At 58.9% G+C, this 14,621-nt stretch carries 14 protein-coding genes and 2 pseudogenes; 12 read left to right on the top strand and 4 right to left on the bottom strand.

Translation table 11 applies throughout. The annotated features are described in order from the left end of the window. Nucleotides 1-217 precede the first annotated feature (217 nt). The 3 genes from ACVWW6_RS01605 (at nucleotide 218) to ACVWW6_RS01595 (ending at nucleotide 2,430) form a co-directional block, all read left to right on the top strand. Entirely contained in the window at nucleotides 218-1,072 is an 855-nt protein-coding gene (locus ACVWW6_RS01605; RefSeq protein ID WP_271565761.1) for a type IV toxin-antitoxin system AbiEi family antitoxin domain-containing protein, read from the top strand. Continuing rightward, entirely contained in the window at nucleotides 1,059-1,550 is a 492-nt protein-coding gene (locus ACVWW6_RS01600; RefSeq protein ID WP_456679992.1) for a nucleotidyl transferase AbiEii/AbiGii toxin family protein, read from the top strand. The genes ACVWW6_RS01605 and ACVWW6_RS01600 overlap by 14 nt, the downstream gene beginning before the upstream one ends. 106 nt (nucleotides 1,551-1,656) lie before the next feature. Continuing rightward, the gene (locus ACVWW6_RS01595; protein WP_456679991.1) at nucleotides 1,657-2,430 is read left to right on the top strand and encodes an IS5 family transposase; all 774 of its coding nucleotides are present in this window, start codon (nucleotides 1,657-1,659) and stop codon (nucleotides 2,428-2,430) included. Nucleotides 2,431-2,719: 289 nt separating this feature from the next. Here ACVWW6_RS01595 and ACVWW6_RS01590 read toward each other — a convergent pair. After that, nucleotides 2,720-3,034, bottom strand: a pseudogene (locus ACVWW6_RS01590) (SAVED domain-containing protein); the annotation flags it as partial. Nucleotides 3,035-3,258: 224 nt separating this feature from the next. Between ACVWW6_RS01590 and ACVWW6_RS01585 the strand changes: the two are divergent. The 3 genes and pseudogenes from ACVWW6_RS01585 to ACVWW6_RS01575 all read left to right on the top strand — a co-directional run bounded on the left by ACVWW6_RS01585 (nucleotide 3,259) and on the right by ACVWW6_RS01575 (nucleotide 6,389). Beyond that, a complete protein-coding gene (locus tag ACVWW6_RS01585) occupies nucleotides 3,259-4,953 on the top strand; it encodes a PAS-domain containing protein (protein ID WP_456679990.1) in 1,695 nt (564 codons plus the stop codon). Nucleotides 4,954-5,274: 321 nt separating this feature from the next. Then, a pseudogene (locus ACVWW6_RS01580) lies at nucleotides 5,275-5,787 on the top strand (LLM class flavin-dependent oxidoreductase); the annotation flags it as partial. Between the two features lie 254 nt (nucleotides 5,788-6,041). Next, complete coding sequence (locus ACVWW6_RS01575) at nucleotides 6,042-6,389, top strand: DUF3088 domain-containing protein (RefSeq protein WP_456679989.1); 348 nt, start codon at nucleotides 6,042-6,044, stop codon at nucleotides 6,387-6,389. Nucleotides 6,390-6,566: 177 nt separating this feature from the next. Here the strand turns inward: ACVWW6_RS01575 and ACVWW6_RS01570 are convergent, their stop codons facing one another. The 3 genes from ACVWW6_RS01570 to ACVWW6_RS01560 are packed head-to-tail and all read right to left on the bottom strand — an operon-like array spanning nucleotide 6,567 to nucleotide 8,195. Beyond that, nucleotides 6,567-6,800, bottom strand: a complete 234-nt coding sequence (locus ACVWW6_RS01570) for a hypothetical protein (RefSeq protein WP_271575038.1) — start codon at nucleotides 6,798-6,800, stop codon at nucleotides 6,567-6,569. Then, nucleotides 6,797-7,438: an MSMEG_1061 family FMN-dependent PPOX-type flavoprotein gene (locus ACVWW6_RS01565; protein WP_456679988.1), complete on the bottom strand. Its 642-nt coding sequence runs from the start codon at nucleotides 7,436-7,438 to the stop codon at nucleotides 6,797-6,799. The genes ACVWW6_RS01570 and ACVWW6_RS01565 overlap by 4 nt, the downstream gene beginning before the upstream one ends. A 22-nt stretch (nucleotides 7,439-7,460) precedes the next feature. Next, entirely contained in the window at nucleotides 7,461-8,195 is a 735-nt protein-coding gene (locus tag ACVWW6_RS01560) for a carbon-nitrogen hydrolase family protein (protein ID WP_456679987.1), read from the bottom strand. A 171-nt stretch (nucleotides 8,196-8,366) separates the two neighbouring features. On the opposite strand from ACVWW6_RS01560, the gene ACVWW6_RS01555 reads away from it, so the two are divergent. From ACVWW6_RS01555 to ACVWW6_RS01530, 6 genes are all read left to right on the top strand, one after another. Next, entirely contained in the window at nucleotides 8,367-8,966 is a 600-nt protein-coding gene (locus tag ACVWW6_RS01555; protein WP_456679986.1) for a DJ-1/PfpI family protein, read from the top strand. Between the two features lie 743 nt (nucleotides 8,967-9,709). Then, nucleotides 9,710-10,486 (top strand): ABC transporter ATP-binding protein, encoded by a 777-nt coding sequence (locus ACVWW6_RS01550; RefSeq protein ID WP_456679985.1) that lies wholly within the window; start codon nucleotides 9,710-9,712, stop codon nucleotides 10,484-10,486. Continuing rightward, the gene (locus ACVWW6_RS01545; protein WP_456679984.1) at nucleotides 10,486-11,322 is read left to right on the top strand and encodes an ABC transporter permease; all 837 of its coding nucleotides are present in this window, start codon (nucleotides 10,486-10,488) and stop codon (nucleotides 11,320-11,322) included. The genes ACVWW6_RS01550 and ACVWW6_RS01545 overlap by 1 nt, the downstream gene beginning before the upstream one ends. Before the next feature lie 31 nt (nucleotides 11,323-11,353). Continuing rightward, nucleotides 11,354-12,415, top strand: coding sequence for an ABC transporter substrate-binding protein (locus tag ACVWW6_RS01540; protein ID WP_456679983.1), 1,062 nt, complete (start codon nucleotides 11,354-11,356; stop codon nucleotides 12,413-12,415). Between the two features lie 53 nt (nucleotides 12,416-12,468). Beyond that, complete coding sequence (locus ACVWW6_RS01535; protein WP_456679982.1) at nucleotides 12,469-13,641, top strand: LLM class flavin-dependent oxidoreductase; 1,173 nt, start codon at nucleotides 12,469-12,471, stop codon at nucleotides 13,639-13,641. Nucleotide 13,642: 1 nt separating this feature from the next. Beyond that, complete coding sequence (locus tag ACVWW6_RS01530) at nucleotides 13,643-13,840, top strand: hypothetical protein (protein ID WP_456679981.1); 198 nt, start codon at nucleotides 13,643-13,645, stop codon at nucleotides 13,838-13,840. Nucleotides 13,841-14,621 lie beyond the last annotated feature (781 nt).

The raw sequence follows: 14,621 nt of genomic DNA, 5'->3' as shown, positions 1-14,621 counted from the left end.
GCTTTCCGATTTCGCGGCCTATGAGGTCGCGGCGCAAATCCTCAAACTCGCTGTGGGACAAATTCGCGAAATCACAGTTCATGCGACTGGAACTTGCGGAGGATGGCGCGGGGAAGGGGACCTGGTTTAAGAAATGCTATTTTAATCTAGTATTGCTTGATTTTATGGGAGTTTTTCAAACTTGCAAATGGTTTGAAGATATGTCGATATATCAACTATGGATAGACAAAGGGGACAACTCTTAAACCAGCTCGACAAGCTCCTACCTGAGGGGCTAGTGGTCGATTCTGCCTGGCTCAAGCGGCACGGCTACTCCACCCAACTCCAGCATCTGTATGTGCAACGTGGTTGGCTTGAACAGCCAGCCCGAGGGGTCTTCCGGCGGCCGCGTTACAAACTAAGCTGGCAACAAGTCGTCATATCCCTCCAAGGCATTCTGAATTATTCCCCACTCGTCGTGGGCGGACGGACGGCGCTCGAATTGCAAGGGTATGCCCACTATCTCCCGCAATCGACGACCCGCGTCCATCTTTACGGACCCAAGCCGCCACCATCCTGGCTCAGTAAGTTGCCGCTATCCGTCAAATTCATCTACCACAATGATAGACGGCTCTTCAAAAACGACCCCGTCGCGAAGAGCATAAGCAGCGTCCGCTGGAATGTCGAAACCGGCAAGATGACAGACATCACGGCCTTTCGGGGAGGCGACGTAGCTCAACTGAACTGGGGGCAATGGGACTGGCCTCTGACCTTGTCCACGCCCGAGCGCGCCGTCTTCGAACTGCTTGACGAATTGCCCAACAACGAAAGTTTCGAACAGGTCGACGCCCTGCTCGGTGGTCTTGCGAACCTTCGGCCGGACCGCTTGCAGAAGCTCCTGAACGATTGTGCGAGCGTGAAGGTCAAGCGTCTCTTCTTCTATTTTGCCGATCGCCACAACCATGCCTGGCTCAAGCGGCTCAACAAGGAGGCTGTCGATCTGGGCCACGGCAAGCGCATGCTCATCAAAGGTGGCGTTCTCGACCCGACCTATCAGATAACGGTACCGGAAGATCTCAATGGCGTTCGATGACATCTACAAAAAGCAGGTCGCGCTGTTGCTGCGCGTTCTCCCGTTCGTCACCGAAGAGAAGTGTTTCGCCCTGAAAGGGGGCACTGCAATCAATCTGTTCGTCCGCGATATGCCGCGTCTGTCCGTCGATATCGATCTGACTTATGTTCCTGTAGCGCCGAGACCCGAATCCCTCGCCGACATCGATGCGGCCATGCAGCGCATCGCAGCCAAAGTAAAAGACAAGATCCCCGGTGCGCAGGTCCATGAGACCCGTAAGGAGGGCGCGATCGTCAAACTGGTGGTTCGCGCGCAGAATGTCCAGATCAAGATTGAAGTCACACCGGTGCTACGTGGCTGCGTCTTCGAGCCGGTCGTGACTTCGGTGCGGCCTGCCGTTGAAAAAGAGTTCGGATTCGCGGAGGCTCGTACCATGTCTTTCGCCGATCTCTATGGCGGCAAGATCGTTGCGGCTACGTCGTCTCCACTGGAGGGTTGAGCCATCGAGTGAAGATCGGCGATCTGCCAGAACGGCGCCTCGGCTAGATTCTAGCTAGAACCTATCTCAAAATTGAAGATCAGCGTCGATCGGCTATAAAGGAAAGATGATTCGGCTGACGGACGAGCAATGGGAGCGCATCCGGAAACACTTTCCGGAAGAGCACATTGCCGACGGCCGGCCGGGCCGGAAGCCGATTGCGACGCGTCAGGTTCTCGAAGCCGCTCTTTGGATTTTGAACACGGGCGCGCAGTGGCACATGCTGCCGCAGTGCTATCCGAACTATAAGACCGTACATCGTCGCTTTCAGAACTGGTGTCGCAATGAAGTGTTGCGACGCGTTCTGACCGATATCGCCAACGAACTTCGCGAGAAGGGCTTGCTCGACGAAGAGGAGTGTTTCATCGACGCGACCTTTGCGATGGCCAAAGGCGGCGGTGCAGAGATCGGCCCAACGAGGCGCGGAAAGGGCTTAAAAATCATGGCGATTGTGGATCGCCACGGTTTGCCGCTTTCAGTGAGCACGCATGCCGCGAACCATCACGAAGTGCGCTTGGTACAGCTCTGCTTCGACTTCTACATGATCGAGGCCAAGCCAGAGAACCTGATCGGCGACCGCGCCTATGACAGCGATGCGCTCGACGTTGAACTGCGGTCACAAGGCATCGAGATGATCGCGCCACATCGTTCAAACCGAGTGAGGTCGCTCACCCAGGACGGCCGCAGGCTCCGTCGTTATACTCGGCGTTGGCTGGTCGAACGCTTCTTCGCCTGGATACAGTGGCGGCGGCGCCTGCTGGTCCGCTGGGAGTTCTATCCGCAAAACTTCCTCGGCTTCGTCCAGCTCGCTTGCCTGCTGATCCTGTTTCGACAATTTTGAGATAGGTTCTAGAGTCGTCAGCTGACGGCTGCAGGCTCCAGCGACTGGCCGAGCAAGAGATGCCAGAGCGTCAAGATTTCATGCGCTGCGCGAGCAGGACTTCGCGCGGGCGGATCTAATCCGTTGAGCGGCGTGCCTGGAGCACGCTCGATGCCGAGCAATACAGAGCTCCGGCAGCGCCTTCGTCAATGGCGCCTTCACGCACCTCTCGCATCTAAGGTTGGGACTGGGACCGGCTGACCAGTCCTATGACCGCGTAACCGGCGCTTCCGGATATTTCTGCCGCGGGCTAGCTCGTGATCTTCAAGGTCGGAATGAAGCCGCCGACCGACCGATTCTGATCATAGATGCGCAAGGGCAGATCGGCTTTCGGCATCCGAACACGCCCAACCTCGATAGAAGCTGAGTTCGGCAATGCGGGAAAGACGTTGATGAACGCATTCTCTCCATGAACAGCCTTGATCTGGTCGAATAGACGCCGAAGGTGGCGCTTGAACTCCACCAAATCCTCGGGACGGCGCATGATATCGTTGTGCGGGCTTTCCGCGGTCAAGGACCAGATAGCGATATCATCGCCGAGCACGGTCCGAAGCCGATCGTCGGTAACGGTCGCTGTAGACTTTGCCTACCGAGAGGAACGCTCTTGTACGGTCCGTACCGAGAGGAACGCTCTTGTACGGCCCGCGTAGCGAAGCGCTGGCCTCCTCAAAACCGCTGGCGACGGGAAGGCTCTGGCGCGCTTCGAAAGATAAGCCGAGGCGAGGCCGTTAAGTCTCCGCTAGCCCCGCCGAGCCTATTGTCGGCCATTCTCGACCGAATAGGTGCATCATGAACGCTGCGACGGCGGGCCTTTGGGCGCGGACTGCGACCAAGACGCTGCAAAGGTTTCTTCGCTTTGTGCGTGGCTCCGATAGCCTGAGCGTGGCCGACAAAATCTATTCCATCGCCGGATTTTTGACGATCGTCACATTATTTCTGCTGGTGATGTCGATCCAGTCCGTGCGCCTACAGGGGAACTATCGGCACATGCAGGCCGATTCGGCCGCGGCCGCCGTCAATATCGGGCGCGTCAACGCCCTGATCTACGCGATCGTGATGGAATCGCGTGGGATCTACATGTCCACCGAACCGGCGAAAGTGAAGCAATTCGCGGGAGAGCTGGTCAAGCGCAACAGCGAGCTCACGGCGGTGATGGTGCGCTGGGAACAGACTGTCCAACCCGACGATCTCGAGCTGTTCGCGGCATTCAAACAGCGAGTGATGCAATTCATCGACTTTCGGCAGGAACTGGTGCGGCGGGGGCTCGAGATCAGTCCGGCCGCGGCTCGTGAATGGGGCGATAACGACGCCAATCGCACGGTGCGCAGCAATCTCAATGCTGACCTCGAGGCACTGCAGCGATCCTACGACAAGCAAGCCCGCGAAGCCGATCAGCTTGCTGACGAGAACCGCTATGCGGCCTGGTACCTGTTCATGCTTGGCCTCGCGGCGCTGGTCCTTGCCGCGATCAACGTCCTCGTCATGCGCGACTCTGTGATCGGCCGGCTCTCCGATATCACACAAGCAACCGACCGGATCGCCGCAGGAGACATCAAGAGCGAGGTGCCGCATCTGATGCGGAACGACGAGATCGGTTATCTGGCCCGCACCGTGCAGCGCTTCCGCGATGCCGTGCAAAAGATTTTGGAGCTGGAGCAGCTCGAGTTCAACACGGCGCGGCAACGCGACGCCGCCATGACCCAGCGCGACAAGTTCAACCATAAGTACCAGGCCAAGAGGTGGCAATTGTCGGCGGCGATCAACAGCATGCCCCAAGGCCTCATCATGCTCGACGGCAGGGCCAATGTCATCGCGATGAACAACAACTATCGGCGGATCTACAATCTGCCTGAGACGATCAGGGCTGGCTCCACGCTGGAGAAAATCCTGCAGCATCGTGTCAAGAACGGACTTTTCAGCGGCGACATCGCCGAGTATCTCACCGCGTTTCTCGATCGCATCGCCCGGCGCGAGCCGACAGCCTACGAGATCGCGCTAAATGACGGCCGCACGATCGAGATCTACGAGCGTCCGATGGATGGCGGCGGTTTGGTGTCCGTGCAGGAGGACGTCACAGACCTGCGTCATGGCCAGCGCATGTTGGAGAGGACCGAGCGGTTTCTGGCCACCATCGTCGAGAACGTTAACGAAGGCATCATCGCCAAGGACGCGCGCACCTTGCGTTACCTTTTCGTCAACAAGGCCGCCGAGAAGATCATCGGCATGTCGCGGGCCGAAATCGTCGGCAGGACCGCGCGCGAATTGTTCTCCCCGGAGGCGGCCGACCTGATCGAACGGCGTGACCAGCAGTTGCTTGCCCAGAAGCAGCAACTCGAACCCATTATCGATTCGATCGATAGCCCCGTTCGCGGGCAGCGAGTGATCTGTGCTCGACGGTTACAGATCGGCAGCGCCGGAGAAGAATCGCACATCTTCGTGACTATGGTCGAGGATCGGACCGATCAGATGGGAGCCGGCCCATAGCGGATCGTTGACGCCAAAAAGAGCGATCACAATTCGCCCCTCCGGCGTCGGCAACTCCCTGAGCGGCTGCCCGACACCGAGGAACACGGACCATCCAAGCCAAAAGAAGTCGCCCAGGGAAGTTGAACGGCGACTGCATGGACCGAGCCCCAGGGGCCGCGCTATCCCCGACACGTTCGCCGCCGGCGTGAGCGTTTCTGTGACCTACGCGTTCACCAAGCTGAACCATTGCGATTTGTTGTTCCCAGGTCGTGGACGTGCAGGGGGAATGGAAACCTCCTCGTGGTGGCTTAGTCCTATCAGCTCCGTCCGGGTGATAGATTCCGCTCGCGTCCCACGATCTATCTTGGCGGAGAGTCCGAGGCTGCGCGCGCACTCGCGGCAGACGCTGCCGATGTCTATTTCATGAATGGGCAGCCGCTCGACGACATTCGCTCGCTGATCCAGGACGTCGCGCGAAGGCCGCGCCGCGGCGTGCCGATTCGCTTCGGCATGTCCGTGATCGCGCGCGAGACCGACGCGGAAGCCCAGAGGAAGCTCGTCGAGCTGTTCACGATTGCCGACCAGGACAAGCCGGCCCGGGCGCGCGTCGTCGCCAACGCCGACCCCGATGCACAGATGTTCAAGAGGGCGGCCAAGGAGGCAAGGGTAGAACGAACGGAGGGACCTCCGCGCGGCTCGTCGGTAGCTATGACACGTGGCGCGCCTCTCGAATTCAACAATATCGGCGTCGAGCTCTTCATGCTTCAGTTCCAGCCGGTCGACGAGAACATGCGGCGCTTTGCCGAGCATGTGATTCCTCGCGTGCGGCACCTGCAGGCAAGGGCGGCGTGACTGAGCATGAAGCGGTTATGGCCGACTGGATGATGATCCTTCTAGATCGACGCTGGCACGCGAAGCGGTCAGTACAATTCAGCCAAAACAACGCTCCTTCCATTTCATTGACTGAGGATCATTTGCACTTACGATCCGGCGCTACGATGTGTGGCGCACAATGGGACGAAATCGACCGCGCCAGCACAATCGAGTGTCGCAGACCCTCGGCGCGAATCACGCAGGTGTGGTGATGGGCATTTCGGAGACCGGTAATGAGCAAAGATCGCCTCTTCCTGTTGAAGCCAGGATTTGAAGATCCGGCACAGCCGGGGCGGTTCTTCGTCTGCCCGCACTGCAACGCGATCGAAGGCTTGCTGGCATCGTTTCCGGGGCTGGCAACGCAGATTGAGGTGCATCGCCTGTCATTCGCGCGACCGAGAGCCGAGATCGTGGAACTTCTCGGAGAGCAGCACCAATCGCTTCCAATTCTCGTCTTCGATCACACCCGTCCGGTACCCGACGATGCGGATGTCGCAAATGGCTGGCGGTTCATCGACTCATCGCAGCGAATACTCCGCTATCTCGCCGATCGCTACACATTTCCACATGTCCATCAGTAGGTCGGGATGGAGCGCCATTGCAAAGCGGCAACGGAGGAAAGCAGGTAGAGACTGGATCTCCTGGAGGAGAGTTCTGAGCCGGCGGGCCCACACGCGGGGCGGGGCTGTCGATCAGAACGGCTGTCGCGTGAGCCAAGCGCGCCTGCCGTCGTCTCATCCGGCGGCGCGCTTCCGCGATCACGCTGCGGCCAAAGCGCAGCGATCGGAATGCAGATGCGAGACGATAACCAGCTCGACGCCGTCGAGGGCTTGGTCGGTGCTCACGGGGAGCTCAACCAGCGGATTTGGCGAGCGTCCCGCAATAGAAGGGCGGCTGTGCTTCGGCGCGAAACCGGATCGATGAGTATCGTGCGTCCACCGAGATTCAGCTTCAATGTTGCGTTTCGAAGGAGTTGCAGCTTCATCCGTCATTCCTCGTTCGCTAATAGAGAGTCTTTTTGGCGTCGGTTTCGATTCGCGCCTCGATGTCCTTGACGGTGAGATCGGCAGGCATGGTCTGATCGGAAATCATCTGTCCGAGCGACGGCAGTTTGGCGATCCAGCCGATAGTCATCCCGCCAGAGACGGCTGCGCTTGAGAGCCTTGGTACAATGAAGGAACGTCTCCGTGACGGTCACGACGATCGCGAGCTTTGGCGCCTTGCCGCCGACCGACCTCAATTGGAGGAGGACCTCGGAGCGCGTGAGACGCGCGGTGCCATTGACCCGCAGCAATTCCTCGATGCCCGGAATAGCGAACAGCAGGCCGATCGCCGGGTTGACGAGCAAATTCTCCATCGTATCGAGGTGATTGTTGCCGGGCCGGTCCGGGATCGCCAGATGATGAGGATCGAAGATATGCACAAAACTCGGCGCGTCGCCGCGGGGGCTGACATCATGGCCGCGCTCGGGATGCGACGAGCCAATGATGACAAGCGGCGCATGCGCGATAAAGTTGCAGCAATGTCGATCCAGCCGGTCGAGCTGCTTGGCGCGCATCAATGCCGACGGCGGAAGATAGGGTGGCCGTAACTCCTCGGCAGAAGTGAGATAGGTCGGCGCCTCCAGCATCGGCGAGGTCTCCTCAATCTGGTCAATCCCTGACATTGCGCGGATAGGTCTGTTTGGCCGCATCGGCCGCGGCCAGATCGACTTCAAGGCTGATGATGGGATTGTCCTCGCTCGTGTGCGCAAGGATGTCTCCATCAGGCGCCACGATCCAGCTTCCGCCGGCAAAGCTGCCGCCGCGCCGGTTCGCCGTCACCACGAACGCGCCGGCTGCAATCGCCGCCATCCGCGTCGCCACTTCCCAACGCGGATGGCCGCCGGTGGCCCGCGGCGCGGCAATCAACTGAACCCCCGCCTGCCCGAGACGGCGCGCCGCGGTGCTCACCATGAGCTCCGTGCAAACCAGTTCGGCGAAGCAGAGGTTGTCGTCCCGCACGGGAAGTACATTCTGTGGGCCGCGATCGAACCAGGTTGCTTCCCAGCCCCTCTCCTGCTGCGGCAGCCACGCCTTGGGCCTGCCCCTGACCAGACCGCTCTCCGGCTTCCAGAGAAAGGTCTCGTTCCAGCGCCGTGTGTCCACCTCGACAGCCCGCGTCCCGAGGATACGCTTTGCCGTCAGGCGCTTCAGCTCATCTGAGATCTTGGCATGCGTGGCGACGGCCTGACGCCAAACGACCTCGCTGAAGAGCGGGCTTTCCCAAAAACTGTCGACGCCTGCCAACTCGGGAAGAACGAGCAGATCAACCGGGGCCTTGGCGAGCTCACGTTCGAGCCGGCTCCACATCGCTGTCGCGCCGTCGCGACGATCGGGGAAATTCACAAGTCGCTACTCAAATGATCACCATGTCCTCCATCTTGGTCAAAGTTGCGCCAGGCGAGGCCGGGTTGACCAGTGGCTCGGATGCCACCTAACGTTAAGATTATGCCAAACCTGCGCACGCGCGCCACACGTCAGAAACCACGACCGCCAAGGCGGGAGCAGTTTGTCGCCGTGCTCGCCTATGACGGCGTCAACGCTTTCGAGCTCGGACTGGCGGTGGAAGTTTTCGGCCTGACAGATATGGGCATTGACTGGTATCGCCTTGTCGTTTGCAGCGAGCATCCGCGACGGCCGCTTGCTGCCAATAACGGCATCAGAATTGTTGCCGACGACGGTCTGAGGACGCTGGCGCTGGCGAACACGATCATCGTGCCGGGGTGGTCGCATATCGAGCACATTCCGTCCGTGACATTGCTCGACACGCTGCGCCGTGCACATCAACGAGGTGTGCGGATCGCCTCGATTTGCTCCGGCGTGTTCATCCTTGCTGCCGCCGGATTGCTCGATGGCCGCCGTGCCACCGCGCATTGGGCGCAAGCTGAGTTGCTCTCAAGCCGATATCCGGCCGTAAATGTCGATCCAAATGTGCTTTATGTCGACGACGGCGACATCATGAGTTCAGCCGAATTTCCCGAGGTGCTGCGGCCGCGATCCGCTGCATCATCGCGTGAGACCTTCTTCCAGGAGAGTCTCACCGATGGACCGGTCTTGACGGGGCGCTTCTGTGAGCCATCGACGACAGTTGTCTCCGTGCTACCACTCGACTCTTAATTGTTATCGGTACCCCCGTTGTTTCCAGAGCAAGTGCCACTTCCGAAAATCTGCATCTTCTACGAGCCATAGCTCGCTATCGCCGCTAACGCCATCGTTGCGGCAAGCAGTTGGCCTCAACGCGTTGGAGCGCGCCTATTCGCGCTCCAAGAGCAACCCGAGGCTGCTCGCCATCTCTGTGACGGAGGTCAACGGTCGTCTGAGAATTCGCGCGACCCTGCTCACTGGCTGCCCTTGATCAATTAACCCTCGCAATTTATGCCGTTCAATGGCCGTCCAAGCGCGTTCATTTCCGTTGCGAATACGTCTCGAAACAGTCTTCATTTCGTTCGAGCCGTCCTGAGACTCAATTTGAGAGGGCATGATCACTCCGTTGCTGACGATGCAGCTTGTTGCATGAACATCAGGAAAATCAATAAAAGTAAAGATGGCAGGCTCGCGCGCGAGCCGGTCCGAGTGCAATCACCAAACAACGCGGTTGGTTTGACAGGTTCTCCTGGAAACACATTGGCTGCACTGCTGACTAAGGTCCGGAGGATACCAACCCTTGTCCAGAGAAGGTGCGCTGGCACACTCCGGCATCGATCAATCTCACCTTCGCTGTCGAGAACAAGTGCGTTCATGCTTCCTCGCCGTCACGGTTCAGCATGGACGTCATACGTTATGGGCGAAAATTGAAAACACCTCTCGCGGGTCTGGATGGATAATGGCTATCCTGGTTCGAAATCAAACAAGCCGATCGGATGTTCGCCCTACAATCTGTCTCTAAGCATTTCGAGAAGAGCGACGGGAAGCTGTTTCCGGCGCTTCAAGAGGTAGACCTCGAGATACAAGCCAGCGAATTCTTGTCGATTATTGGTCCGTCCGGTTGCGGAAAGACGACCCTCCTGAACCTCGTCGCCGGCTTCGTCAAGCCGACGTCCGGACGCGTGCTCAAAGAGGGGGCCGAAATCGCCGGCCCCGGCCCCGATCGCACGATGATGTTTCAGGATTATGCACTATTTCCCTGGCTAAGCGTTGCCGACAACATCGCCTTTGGATTGGGTGCGGAGAAATTATCCGCAACCGAGCGAGACACTCGTGTCCGTCACTTCATTTCGCTCGTCGGCCTGGATGGATTCGACAAGGCGTATCCGTCTCAATTGTCAGGGGGTATGCGGCAGCGGGTCAGCATCGCAAGAGCCCTGGCTCCGGACCCTGACGTCGTCTTGATGGACGAGCCATTTGCGGCTCTAGATTCGCTGACACGCGACCGGCTTCAGGAGGAACTGCTCGCCATTTGGTCTCGCGCCCACAAGACCTTCGTTCTGATCACGCACAATGTCGAGGAAGCCGTGTTCCTGAGCGATCGGGTGGTCGTGATGGGATCTCGGCCCGGGCGCATCCACTCCGTCGTTGACATAGCGATCCCACGCCCACGAGCGCCTGAGATCCGCGTCCGGGATTCCGTATTCCTCGATATCAAGCACGAGGTGCTGGATTTGCTGGGTCGGGTCACTCCGACAGCGGAGCGTCATTGATGTCGCTGTTGCAGGCCGGCGCTCGCTCGCAGGAGCGAGGCAGCGCCCTCACTGATCTCGTCAAAACCAAGCCGGCCACGTTCCCCTTGGCGCAAGTGAAGTATTTCGTGCCGCTGCTGGTGCTGCCCGTCCTGTGGCAGATCGGTGTGCGGTCCGCGATGATCAACGCAAACCTGTTCCCGCCGCCCTCCGCGATCGGGGCCGCGGTGCTAGATCTCGCGCGCGCCGGCATGTTGTGGCGCGACGTCTCTGCCAGCATCCTCAGGGTCCTGGTCGGCTTTTCGATCGCAACTGTCGTAGGGGTTGGGCTCGGCCTTCTTCTAGGGCGTTTATCGGTGCTGGCCCGCTACGTGCTTCCGCTGATCGAGGTCATTCGTCCGATCTCCGTCATTGCATGGATTCCGATTGCGATTCTGTGGTTCGGCCTCGGCGATCGACCCGCCTGGTTCCTGATCGCGCTCGGCGCGTTCTTTCCAATCTTCACCAGTACCTACGATGGTGCTCGCTCACTTTCGGATGTCTACGTCCGCGTCGCTCGTTGCTTCGGTGCGCCGCGCGGATTGTTCATCCGCCAGGTCCTGCTGCCGGCGACGCTACCGCATATCCTCACCGGAATGCGCATAGGGCTCGGCACCGGTTGGACTTGCGTCATCGCTGCCGAATTGGTCTCGGCGACTTCAGGCCTTGGCTACATGATCCAGCTCGCGCGGACCACGATCGAGACCGAGAAGGTTCTCGCAGGCATGCTCGTGATCGGCTTGATTGGATTTGCCATGAACAGCTTGATGTTGCTTATCGAGCGTCGACTTTCGTTGCACCGGCGGCTGCCCGATTGAATTTCTTTAAACCATTGGATGAGGTGATCTCATGAGACGCAGAACGTTCCTGATCGGCGCGGGCACCGCCATTGGCGGCCTTGCCACAGGCTTCCCGAGACCGGCAATCGTCAGCGCCCAGAGCAAACCGTTGAGCAGGATCACGCTTGGCTATCAGAGCCTGTGGGCCGGCGGTGGTCAAATCTTCGAGGCGTTGCGCCATACGAACATTCTCGAACTCAACGGAATAGAGGCCGAGTTCAAGACCTTCACCTTTGGCGGACCGCTGGGTGAAGCGGCCGTCGCTGGCAGCATCGACAACATCTATGCCGCGGACGCGCCCACCTTGCGCGCAATCTCCCGCATCCCGGGCTCCAAGGTGCTGCACCGGACGCATGATCAGCGCTTCGGTATCGTCGTCCGCAACGACTTCAAGGGCACAACGCTTGTCGACTTGAAAGGAGTGAAACTGTCAGGGCCCTTCGGAACCACCGTGTTGCCCCGAAGCATTCAGGCGGTGGTCGCGGCCGGGATCAAGGAGCCGTTCAAGGATATCACGATCATCAACCAAGATATTGCCGAGCAGGCCGAGTCCTTGAAGAGCGGGCTTGTCGATGCCGTCACGACGTGGGATCCGACCTACGAAAGATTGTTGCAGCAGAAGATCGGCAGGGAGCTGTGGCGCGATCCAAAAGGTGCCTCCGGCATTCAAGCATTGAGCGGACCCTGGCTCGCTCGCAATGGAGAAGAGGCGGCAATCCGTTTTCTCAAGGCATGGACTTTGGCAGTATGGTGGACGTCGAACAATCTTACCCAGGCTGACGAATGGTTTGCGCAGACGTCCCGGCTGGACGCCAGCCTGTTGCGGGCGGCAACCGATGCCGATCGTTACCTGCGCGCGCCGGTCAAGGACGTCAAATCGCTCGATTTTGCCGTCTCCGATGCAGAAATAGTGGAAAGTCAAAGGGTTCTCGACTTCCTGCATGAGCAGAGGCTGCTGACGGCCCGCCTTGAGGCTGCGCCTTACTATGACCGCGGGCCCATCACGATTGCACAAAAGCAGATCGCAACCGGCGATTTCTCGGATCCTGCCAAGATCAGGATCGTGGGCTGACGGTGTGAAATTGAATGGCCGCAACGTCGCCGCTGTCCTGAATCGGAACTGAAATGAATCTAGATCCTCGTCTCCACGGGACGCCTTCCCCGGCGGACTTCGACGATAGTCCGTTCGGGCGCGTGCTGCGCCAGCCGATGATCCTCGGCCTTTTCCTGCCGACACAAAGTGGAGGCTGGTCCGCATCCGCGGCACCTCGCTCGACGTCGTGGGAGTTCGACTACAACGCAGCGCTCGCGCTTCGAGCCGAGGAACTGGGCTTCGATCTGGTCTTCGGCTTGTCGGAATGGGTTCGTGCAGGCGGCTATGGCGGCAAGATCCGGTTTCGAGAAGATTCGATCGACCCGTTCATGACCGTCACGGCGCTCGCGGCCCTCACCAAACGATTGCTGTTGCTCTCGACTATCCACATCCTCTACGGCCCGTGGCACCCGATGCATCTGGCACGTTTCGCGGCCACCGCCGATCACATCTCGAAGGGACGCTTCGGCATAAATGTCGTGACCGGGTTCTCTCCAGCAGAGCCGCTCATGTTCGGCATGCGCCGCCAGGAGCATGACCTTCGCTACGAGATGGCGGATGAGTTCATGTCCATTGCGAAGCGGCTTTGGCAATCGCAGCATAACTTCACATATGAAGGTCAGTTCTGGCGTCTTGAGGACGCGTTCGTGCGTCCCAAGCCCCGCTACGGGCGGCCCATTCTTGTGAGCGCAACCGGATCACCAGCGGGATTTTCCTACGCAGCGCGGCACTCGGATCTCGCTTTCATCACCAGTCCTGCCGGCGCCAACGTCGAGCGTGCAGTCGAGGCGCTGCCAGCTCATACGGCCAAACTCAAGGCTGAGGCGCTAAGTTTGGGCCGCAATATTCGCACCATTATCAATCCGATGATCGTTTGCCGGGAGACGGAAGCAGAGGCGAGGGCCTATTATGACGACATCATCCGCTTGGCGGACACGGAAGCCGCCGCCGGGTACGCCAACCACTTCAAGAGTGGCGACAGCAAGGCTTGGAACAATCATGTGCCGCACGAGCGCATACTTGGCGGAAACGTGCACCTGATTGGCAGCCCAGAGCAGGTTGCGGACTGGCTCATCGCCCTGAACAAGGTGGGTTGCGACGGGATGCAGATTTCGTTCTATGATTTTCGCGAAGATCTCGAATTTTTCGGCGAAGCTGTGCTACCGCTGTTGCAGCAAGCCGGGGTCCGGGGACAAGTCTCCTGACATGCACAGTCAAGCACATCCGTGTTTCCTGCTGGAGAAGACGTGGCGGCTCGAAGGCCTGCCGCCCGGCAAAGCTCCGATTCGTGCGCTGCACGTCGGTGATCCCAGTTCTGGCGATGCAGAAAAAGTCTGGTTTGAGGGACCTCGATTTTGGCGCGAGCGCGATCCTGTCGGAGAGGATGCCGTCGTTCAGATGTGACCAAATGAAAGTTTTTGATCGTAGAAGACTGTCTCAGCATTCAAGAAATTCACTCTAACGAGCGGTTTCTCCATGAATAGCGTCTGAGACGAGCCCACTGTTCAGATGCCTCACCCAAGCAATGATGACGCGGCTGATTTTGGAGCCTCTCCACGCGAAGAACCCCGGCACGAAAGCCGCCGCTCGTGATGCCACGGCGTACATCCGGCCGCGACGATCAGGTACCAGTTAGCATAAGGTTCTTGAATAAAATGAGACCTTCGCGGCGTCCGTAGTTGAACGTCGGCGCGGATCATCCGCCGCCAACCGTCGATGGTAACGGGTCGGTCTTGCGAGGCAAGCTAAAATTCTGCGATGCGGTCTCGTTTCGCGATGAATTACTGTTCGTTGAGCGGTAGGCAGGCATTTCTATCTATCGGGCAAAAGGTCTTCCACGAAACAAAAAGTCTTTCGCGAAGGTGAACGAAGATTCGACGGTCCGTCCTAATGAAGACCCAGGATATCGCCTCGCAGAAGATACTTATAGTCCTCCTCGGTCATCCATTTGGCGCTGTGTCGTGTCTAGTCCCAGATTTGGTATCACGTGATACTCAAAAAGCACCATCTACGTCTGTTGCCTCCGAATAGCGATCGCGCGTCGCTCCAGCCGCAGCGACGTCTATCTGGTTTGGATGCGGGATTCTTCATGCTCGGTTTTGATATAGCCAAGTCGCAACATGCCCGGCCTTGGAACTAGGACCTAGTCCGGCGCCGACCTAATATGCTTTGATACGTAGGATGG

The organism is Bradyrhizobium sp. USDA 3311, from assembly GCF_054062495.1.
This window is presented reverse-complemented; position numbering and strand designations above follow the sequence as displayed.